Origin of the sequence: Clostridium yunnanense (genome assembly GCF_016595795.1) — a bacterium.
Lineage (GTDB): Bacteria > Bacillota > Clostridia > Clostridiales > Clostridiaceae > Clostridium_AR > Clostridium_AR yunnanense.
In genome coordinates, this window is record NZ_JAENHN010000071.1 from 12,267 (window position 1) to 22,187 (window position 9,921).

3 protein-coding genes are annotated in these 9,921 nt (G+C 31.3%); 2 read left to right on the top strand and 1 reads right to left on the bottom strand.

Annotated features, from left to right (window positions below; genetic code table 11):
* Positions 1-50: 50 nt before the first annotated feature.
* A complete protein-coding gene (locus tag JHL18_RS25095; protein WP_200274429.1) occupies positions 51-2,585 on the bottom strand; it encodes a carbohydrate-binding protein in 2,535 nt (844 codons plus the stop codon).
* Positions 2,586-2,897: 312 nt separating this feature from the next.
* Here JHL18_RS25095 and JHL18_RS25100 point away from each other — a divergent pair, with 312 nt between their 5' ends.
* Together JHL18_RS25100 and JHL18_RS25105 are read left to right on the top strand one after the other, a co-directional pair.
* Complete coding sequence (locus JHL18_RS25100; RefSeq protein WP_200274431.1) at positions 2,898-4,964, top strand: immunoglobulin-like domain-containing protein; 2,067 nt, start codon at positions 2,898-2,900, stop codon at positions 4,962-4,964.
* 134 nt (positions 4,965-5,098) lie between these two features.
* Positions 5,099-9,745 (top strand): hypothetical protein, encoded by a 4,647-nt coding sequence (locus tag JHL18_RS25105; protein ID WP_200274433.1) that lies wholly within the window; start codon positions 5,099-5,101, stop codon positions 9,743-9,745.
* The last annotated feature ends 176 nt before the right edge of the window (positions 9,746-9,921 follow it).

Genomic DNA, 9,921 nt, shown 5'->3' on the forward strand with positions numbered 1-9,921 from the left:
GTTCTATAATATTTTAACCGCATACCAAACTAATGGTATGCGGTTATTTTTTATTGTATTGATCTAGCTACAATTATTAAATCAAATATATCAATAATTTTATCATTATTAAAATCATACTCTGAGATAAAATCTGAAGCTGAGGATGTCCTTTCATATAGGCTGGCAACTGAGGCTAAATCCATGATATCTACAGTACCGTCATTATTTACGTCTGCAGCATCATGTGTAGATATAAAATTCAGCCAGTTAAAATTAAAGTCACCACCTTTAGCATAAACTCTTAAGGTTTGTTTTCCAGCAGTGAGCTTTACATCTGCAGTGATAGTCTGCCAGTTCTGCCATCCACCTGTGTTTGGCACATTTGTAGTTGCAAGTACGTCAGTTCCTTTCATAAGTTGAATAATTCCATTTGTATTAGGGCTTGATATTCTATATTCAACCTTATATGTACCTGATTTAGATACATTCACGTTGTAATCCATCCAATCGTCATTATTTACCCATCCAATATTAAGGGTGCCTTCTGAACAGCCTTGTGTCTGTATTCCATTCATTGTGTTATAATCTTCAGCTTCAATTTTTCCTGGTATCGGACTTACTAATGGTGTAATTGTATATGTTGCACTTGCCACCGTTGAATCTTTCATCCCTTGCATAATTGCATAAGCTTTTATAGTAGTTGTATCTGAAACATTAATTGAAGCAGTGTAGGTTGGGGATGAACTATTTGGTGTGCTTCCATCTAGTGTATATTTAATAGTTGCTCCTGGTGTAGAGCAAGATATTGTTACGCTCTTAGCTGATGCATAATTTCCTCCAGCAGGGTTGAAGGTTGGTGCCGCTACTTGTGATACATTGCTTCCTCCTATATCTACAAGCTCTATGCCATGTCCAGTGCCTAAGTTTGTGGAATATTTCTTTTCAGTTGAATTATTCCAATGCTCATGAACACCAAGACTGTTTAATCTGACTCCATCTGGTGCATAAACAGTTCCTGAAGGAGGATTGTTTGCTAAAGCTTCTTCATGAAGGTAACTATCGGAATTTGCCATCATATTTTGGCCCATTTCAGAATTTATGAAGTCAAATCCAACTGAATCAAGTGCCACTTGATCTTGTGACATGAATATACTTGCAGGCCAAGTTCCGTTAAAAGGTGCAGATTTCCACTTTTCAGGTATAACATCTGAATGTTTTGCACCATATAAGCCATCTAATATATTAATTAAGGTTTTTCCTCCCAAGTCCTTATCTCCCATAAAATCAACAAAAGGGGTATAGGTATCATATGGTCTAGCAAGATCGTGATCTATACCATTTAGAGTTCCGTAATGATTTTTAGCACTTAAGGTCATTCCAGCTAAAGGGTGTGCCTTTAAAATTGGCATATCAATTAAATACTCTGACTCCGCTACTACAGTAGGGATTTTATCACCAGTGTAAGTTTTAGCGGAGTAATGAATTACAGGGGCGGACCAAACTACTTTACTTCTTCCATCTCCACCATTTTGATCAACAAAAACTACATTAGGAAACTCTTTTTTGCAGTAATTAAAGATATTATCAGCTATATATCTTGAAGCATCATATATAATAATGTCTTCTTGTGCTACACCAGCTTTATTAACTAATTGACGTAATACCGAAAGGATAAGCTGAGGAGAAGGATTAATGTTATTAACCTGTTGAGTATGACTATCTCTAGTATTATTACAATTTATTTTTATAGCTATTTTTTCTCCACTTTTATATCCGATGATTCCTTTTTCATGATTCTGATTGAAATATTTAAAAATTGCATCCCAAGAGTCAGTATCATTATTTGTTTTTGTTAATGCTTGAATAGAAGTTGATACCATGCTATCAACTAATGTTTGATTTGTATTATTGTCTTGCCACCAATAGCCTGTAGAACCATCCCAGGTTGTTGCATTCAAATTACGAGCCCAAGTAACTCTTCCAGGGAATATTCCTTTTCCAACTCCCATCGGAGAATTAGGACCATCAGGTACAGTTGATGCTTTTGCTGAGCTCAAAGAACTGCTTGCTGTAAAGATAGTAGAAACTAGTAATCCAATTATAATTACAATGGACGCTTGTACATATTTTGCGTTTTTTATCAGCTTTTTAGATTTCATAAAAGAAGCAACTAATCCGAAGACCCCAACGGCCCAAGTAACAAAGCTTGCAGCTACCGGAGCTACTACACGCATACAAGGATATTGAGCTCTGCTAGGTTTAGGAATAACACGTATTAAAAACCATATCAAAGAGCCCAAGCCTATAATAGGAAAGAACCATTTTTTTAGACCTTTAAGGTCCTTTCTTTTTGAAGGTTCACTTATAATCTTTCCTGTTTTGGGACATCGCTTTACTTCTTGTGAAGCATCTTCTGATGAGTTTATGATCCTTCCAGTCTTAGGGCACCTTTTTATTTCTTGTGAAGTATCTTGTGATGAGTTTATAATCCGTCCGGTCTTAGGGCATCGTTTTACCCCTTCTAAAGTATCTTCTGAGGAATTTATGATTTTTCCTGTTTTAGGACATCTTTTTTCCTCTACTGAATTATCATTTGACACCATTTAATCAACTCCATTTTTGCAATATTGTAATAAACAGAATGAAGATTTTTTCATCATAAAGAAATAATCTGTTATTTTTGAATTTAATAATTAAATTCTACATAAAAACATAAAAACTTGCAAATTTTTCTAAAAAAACTTTGAATTATTTTATTTTTATTAATAATATTATTAATGTCGATTTTAAACTTTAGGTTTAAATATGTATCTTTTATTAAAAAAGATTATTTAATTTATTAATAATCTTTTGACACTTATTGTTAATGTTTATATATGGTATAATTTCAATTAAGTTCAATGAGGAGGGGTTTTATGGGGAAAAGATTTTTTAGTACGCTTTTAGTATTAATATTTTTTATTTCAGCTGTTAATTTTAAAGTTGTATTTGCAGCTTCTGATGTTACACCACCGACTATAAATGGTATGACTTGGACGGGAACAGATTTACATGTTGGAGATAAATTAGAGGTAGAAATTGATGCAAGTGATTTAGAATCGGGAATAGCTACTGGAGACTATCAAACAAGTATATATATAGAACATAGCAAGACATATATAAGCAAAGGCGAGATGCTGCAATACGATGAAGCTAATAAAATGTTAAAAGCTACGTTCACTATAACATCAGATATGCAATCAGGAGAGTGGCAATTAAGCTTTGTGTGTCTAAAAGATAAGGCAAATAATATAAAATACTTTCATAGAAGTGATTTTAATAAACAATATAAAATTAATGTAATAGGAGCAACATCAGATATAACTCCACCAACAATAAAAGATATGAGTTGGACAGGTACAGATTTAAAAGTAGGCGATAAATTAGAAGTGGAGATAGATGCAAGTGATGAAGAATCAGGAATAGCTACTGGAGACTATCAAACAAGTATATATATAGAACATAGTAAGACATATATAAGCAAAGGAGAAATGTTAGAATATGATGAGGTTAGTAAAACATTAAAGGCAACGTTTACTATAACTTCGGACATGCAATCAGGAGAATGGCAATTAAGCTTTGTGTGTCTAAAAGATAAGGCAAATAATATAAAATACTTCCATAGAAGTGATTTTAATAAAGAATATAAAATTAATATAATAGGAGAAACATCAGATATAACTCCACCGACAATAAAAGATATGAGTTGGACAGGAACTGATTTAAAAGTTGGCGATAAACTGGAAGTTACAATAGATGCAAGTGATTTAGAATCAGGAATAGCTACTGGAGATTATCAAACAGGTATATATATAGAACATAGTAAGACATATATAAGCAAAGGCGAGATTTTGCAATATGATGAAGCTAATAAAATGTTAAAAGCTACGTTCACTATAACATCAAATATGCAATCAGGAGAGTGGATATTAAGCTTTGTCTGTTTAAAAGACAATGCAAACAACATAAGGTATTTCCATAGAAGTGATTTTAATCAGCAATATAAAATTAATGTATTATCAGTATTTTCTGGTACTGATAACAGTTCAATTGTAAAAGGGACTACATTCAATCCATTGGATGGAGTTAAAGCAGAAAGCACTTACGAAGGAGATTTTACTGATAAAATAACTTATTCAGGAAGTGTTGATACAAGCTCTGAGGGAATATATCTAATAAAGTACGAAGCAAATGGAAAAAATGGAGATGTATATCGTGATTATAGATGGATAACTGTAGTAAATGATGTTCATTATGATGAAAATGGACAATTGGATGGTAGTTATTTCAATGGTGATGTACCGATAAATATTTCTAATGTAGCAAATTCAAGTTCCATAGATATAACAAAGGATGGAAGTCAGTATTCACTAGGAACTAGTAATGTTATTAGTGAAGAAGGGGTTTATAACCTATCTTTTGATGGAAATTCAAGCAATAATATAGTGAATAGTGCATTAAGTTATAAAGCAATCAATTCTACTACATTGACTAGCACTCAATCAGGCGACTCATCAGGAAAAAAAGGCATTAAAATAATTGTAGATAAAACTAAGCCTACTATTTTAAATACTATGCCTAAGGCAATAAACGAAGGCGTTAAACTTCAAGCAAAAGACTTTTTAACAGCACAAGATAATAGTGGGAAGCTTGAATATAGTTTTGTGTCTGAGCCTAAGTGGACAAATTTAGGAGATCAGATAGTTAATGTTAAGGCAAAAGATTTTGCTGGAAACTATGTTACGAGTGGTGTGAAGTTAAAGATTGTTGATAGGTGTGACATGGACAAGAGCGGTACTGTTGATATGGTAGATATGGCGACAGTTGCACAAAACTATGAGCACAATACTAAAGATTATAAAGATAAATATATTGGAGATTTCAACAATGATGGAGTAGTGGATATATTTGATATAGTAACTTTGTCAAAAAGATTAAAATAATATAACTACTAGATATAGTGCTATAGCGGAAATTACTGCTATAGCACTATTTTATTGGTACAAATTACAACTATATACATTTACAAAATATGATTTATAATAAAAAGTGTAACATGATTTCTAGGGGGACGATTATGAAAAAGAAGAGAAGGTTAGTGTCAATGGTTTTACTTAACATATTTACTTTTGTAAATGTGTTAAATGGTCTAGGTGTTTCAGTTTTTGCATCACAGAATGCTGAAATAGTAGCACAAAAGCAAGTAGAGGGTGCCAATATAAAAGACGATTCAAGTACTAAAGCTAAGGCTGAAGTAAAGCCGGCTTTAAATGAGACAAAAAGGGTAATAACTCAAACAATTTTAAATAGTGAAGCTGATAGCGTGACAGTAAGGATTATGAATCCTTTTGATACTTCAAAGCCACTGGCAAATGGCAATATAGTATTAAAAGGGGATGATCAAAAGAGCTATACTACCAATCAGGATGGATATGCTAATTTGCCGAAGAGTAAGCTTCAAGCTGATAATACTATCATTATAAAAGTTGATAACGGTTCAGCTGCAACTGTTTTTTCAACTTCAGTTGATTTAAATAGTAGTAGTCCAAATGTAAGCATTTCAAATACATCCTTATCAAAGATAAATATAAAACCTTATATTCCGAATCAATATGCCGTTGATATATCTAACATGAATATTCAGATCTTTAACATGGAGCAGTATAGTAATATAGTATTCAAGCTGGATTCAAGTGGTCAAAAAACTTTATATACTAATCTGGATATAAGCGGTGCTACTGTAAGTGGAAATAATATCTTTTTAACCAATGCTTATTCTGGAAAAGGTGATTTTGAGATAAATAATTTTAATGTTTTTAATATTAAGGTTAATATGTTAGCTGAGAATAGTGATGATTTAAGATTTCTTAATTTAGTTGGAACACGCTTGTTAATTGGAGACTACCATATAAAAACTTCTGGGAACTATACTTTAAGTCGAGGAAGTTATATGTATGAGTATACAGGTCAAAAATATCTTTACACTGGAAAGTTTGATACTTTAAATGGTACGAAATCAGAGTTGAAGTTTGGAAGTATATTTAATACTGCTATACAATATGAAGATAAAGAAAATCAAGATGAAGTTAATGTAGATGATACTATTACAACAAAGTTGATGATAAAGGACGAATATGATAATGAAGTTGATCCATTGCTTACCACAAGTGTTAGCTATGCAGCTATAATTAATGGCGTTGAAGAAAGTATGGCTTCAGTAACAGTTGCTGGGGATAACATATATAAGGTGAAAGTAGGAAGAAGAGACGATACAAAAGACTTTATTGTGGGGCTTAAGATTACGATGGATAATAAACAATATACCACCAATACATTGACCTACAAATATAATACAAATGTAAATCGTAAGAAGATTATGGTTAAAGATCCTGAAGGCAATCTTATGAAGAATGGAAAGATAGAAAGTAGTAGTGTAAATAGTATTAATGGTACAGTAATAGATAATGGTGAGATGTACATAGATCAGGAGATACTTAAGTCTGGAGTAAAGGATGTTTCTATTCATGGAACTAATACAAAAGGTGAAGAGGTAATATACACATCTTTATCGTTAGACTCTAATACTATTGAGATATATTCAAATAGTGAAAAGAAGATTTATATAAAGAATACTCTTCGAGAAGATATAGGAAGTATAAGTTTTAGCATATATTCTAAATCTAGTGATAAGAGTAATCCCCCTATTTATAGCGAGGGGTTTAATTTAAAACAAGATTATACAGATAAATTTAATGATAAGTATGTTTGGGTACCCAATAATGCAAACTATATAACCTTAGACTATTATGATGGCACTAATGACACTCAGCAAAACTATTTTCTCATTGATAGGATAAGTACTTCTGATACGGTTAATTTAGATTATACTAAAACAACTAAACTTAATATAAATGGTAATAATCAAATGCCTGTCTCTTTAAATTATAAAATAGATGGTTTTTATATCGCTAGTAGAATTTATGACCCAAGTACATTTACAAGAAATGTAACCTCTGACATGTGTGAAGGTTATAAGGTAAATGCAGGAGATATAATGCAAGGGGTAACCTACAATAAGGAGTTAGATAACAAGATAAGTGGAAGTGAGTATACTATAAATCTAGGTAATGCTTTCAATGTAAAAGCAGACTATTTGGCTTCGAAATTTATATCAGCAGATAAAGTTGGAAAGGCTTCAATTGATATAACAGATGAGTTTAATAACAAAGTTTATTTGAATAGATTTGATGATCAATATAGAAATGATATAGATTTAGTGGAGATAACACAAAATGGCCAAGTTGTAGAAAGTCTACCATGCAATCTTAAGAGAGATAAACTTCCTTATGAGTTCGATTTTACTACAAAGGTTCAAGGTGGATATTTAGATGTTGTGTTTAAGGTGAATATATTTTATAAAATGTATTCTTCAAATGTTTTAACTTATGATAATACAGGCTGCAAAGAGTATACAATAAAAGACCCAACAGGAGCTTTACTGGAAAGTGGAGAAATAGCTGCAGAGGACGGTAGTAAATATAAGATAGAAAAGGGAAAAGCACTTGTTCCGATTGACAAATCTTTGGGAAAAACTGCATCAATATATGGTAAAACAAAAGATGGAGAATATGTGCTTAACCCAAGGCTTTCAATAAATGGAGAACAATTAAGTTTATCTTTATTAGGTACTAAGAAAGCTATAGTAACTAACGCTAAAGACATAGCCAATGTAAGTAATGGTGAATTCAAATTGTATTGTGCTGATCAATATAGCGATTATTATATTGATGAAATGTGGGATAATAATAGCTTAAATTCAATCTCTAATTTGAAGGTATGGTTACAACCTGGAGTACAGTACCGTGTGAGTAATTTTATAAATACAAATGGAGATTCACAGTATCTTTTAACTAAATCTTTTGGTGATGATGTTTCAAACATAACACTTGGAACAGATAAGCTGGTGGAGTTAAAGGTGAGTAGTGCTTATGAAAATGCCAATCTAAATGTCAATGTACAGCAAGATAATGTACAAACTAATACGAAACCTATAAATATGGCAAAGAAAACTTTTATTACGGAAAACCAATTGAAATGTTTAGAGGCATCTTATGTGGATCAAAATGATTCAACTAAAAATGTGAATTATAAATTGGCAGATAATGAGATTATGAAAGGAAAACAACATACTATATTGTTAGGAAACAAATTTAAACCGTATTGCACTTATACTAACAATAAGGTTCTCTTTTATGGAGATATTATAGTGGCTGCAGATAAAGGATTAAAAGATGAATACAATAACTATAAATCAGATGCTAAAGGTAGTAGTCTTATAGAACTTGAATTTATAGATGATACAGGAAAAGTCATTAAAACCACCAGTAGATTTAGCCTTATAGGTAGAGTGCCAACGACCATTCCTACAGGAAAATATTCTGTAAGAACAAATGTATATGTAAATGATGAAAAGGTATTTTCTAACACGATAAATGATGTATACGTTGCTGGGGCCAGTGCAATCAAAATAAAGCTTTCTCAATATAGCTATAATATAAAGTTCTATGACGAGTCTAATTTAATATATTCAAATAGTTATAATAAGGGTGGGAATATTTACATTCCAAATTATTTATTAGAAAGTGGAAAACATTATAACTATAGTCTTTTAGATAGTGATAATGGAGTAATTGAACATATTAAGAGTGATTTCTTACTCGATGGTACTAGCCAAACAAATGTTACTACTAAAGCTTCAGTAAATTTGAAGGTTAGTAATAATGTTAAAAGGCTTATATTAACTACCTCAGATGGTCAAAGTATTGATTATGATACTGCTGATCATTCAACCAAATCAACAACTTTAAGCTTAGTAGAAGGCGAACAATATAATATATCAGCATATTGTGAGGATAGTAATGGTAGCTACTGGTCAAAAAAGGTTATTAAAGTTGATAAAAATATGTCAGAGGTTAATTTTAATAAGGATTCTTTGAAAAAAGTAAGCTTAGTTAACAAATTTAACAACTCAGTTGAAATCATTGGGTGTACAGCTAAAGATACTACAACTGGGCAAAGCTACAACTTAGGAAGAGATTTGGATGAAGTAAGGTCATTATATCTACCTGTAGGTAAATATGAGCTTAATTTTAAAGTGAGACTTAATGATTCTAATATCTTAAATGATTATAATACAAATATAGATTTATCTCAAAATGATAACTCTATAAATATAGGAAGTAATCTCAGCTATGATATTGTACTAGATAAGAGCATTTATAGTAGTGGAGAGAAGATAAGTGCAAAACTTGTAAATGTTAAAGATGGTGACAACAAATTAAGTGGTTATGAGAATTTAAGTTTAGATAGCTCAAGTTTAGTAATAAATCTAATGCATGGAATGAAGATAATAAAAAGCTTCAATGGAACTATTCCAACACAATTAAAAGGTGATTGTAGCATAAAGGTAAAAGCTAGCTTAGAGGGGCTAGGTGTTGTTGAAGCAAAACCAATAAATATTGTGGTAAACAACTCTGGAAGTATAAAAGAAGGAGATATAAATCTAGATGGAGTTGTGGATATCTTCGATATTATATATGTAGCTAGGGACTTTGGAAAAATAAAAGGACAAAATGATTATGATCCTAGAGTGAATTTAGATTCTTCAGATACTGTTATAGATGTAAAAGATTTAGCAAGAGCAGCTGTAAACTATGGAAACTAATATTTAATTCTTAAATAAATGTATATAAAGAACTGTTGCAGGCATAAGTGTAATGTATACCTGTGGCAGTTCTTTATCTATTTGATCAATATTACATTATTATGTACATTTTTACAAAAAGATTTATAATAGTAAATGTAACAAAATATTGCTCTAGTCAAACGTATTGATTCATA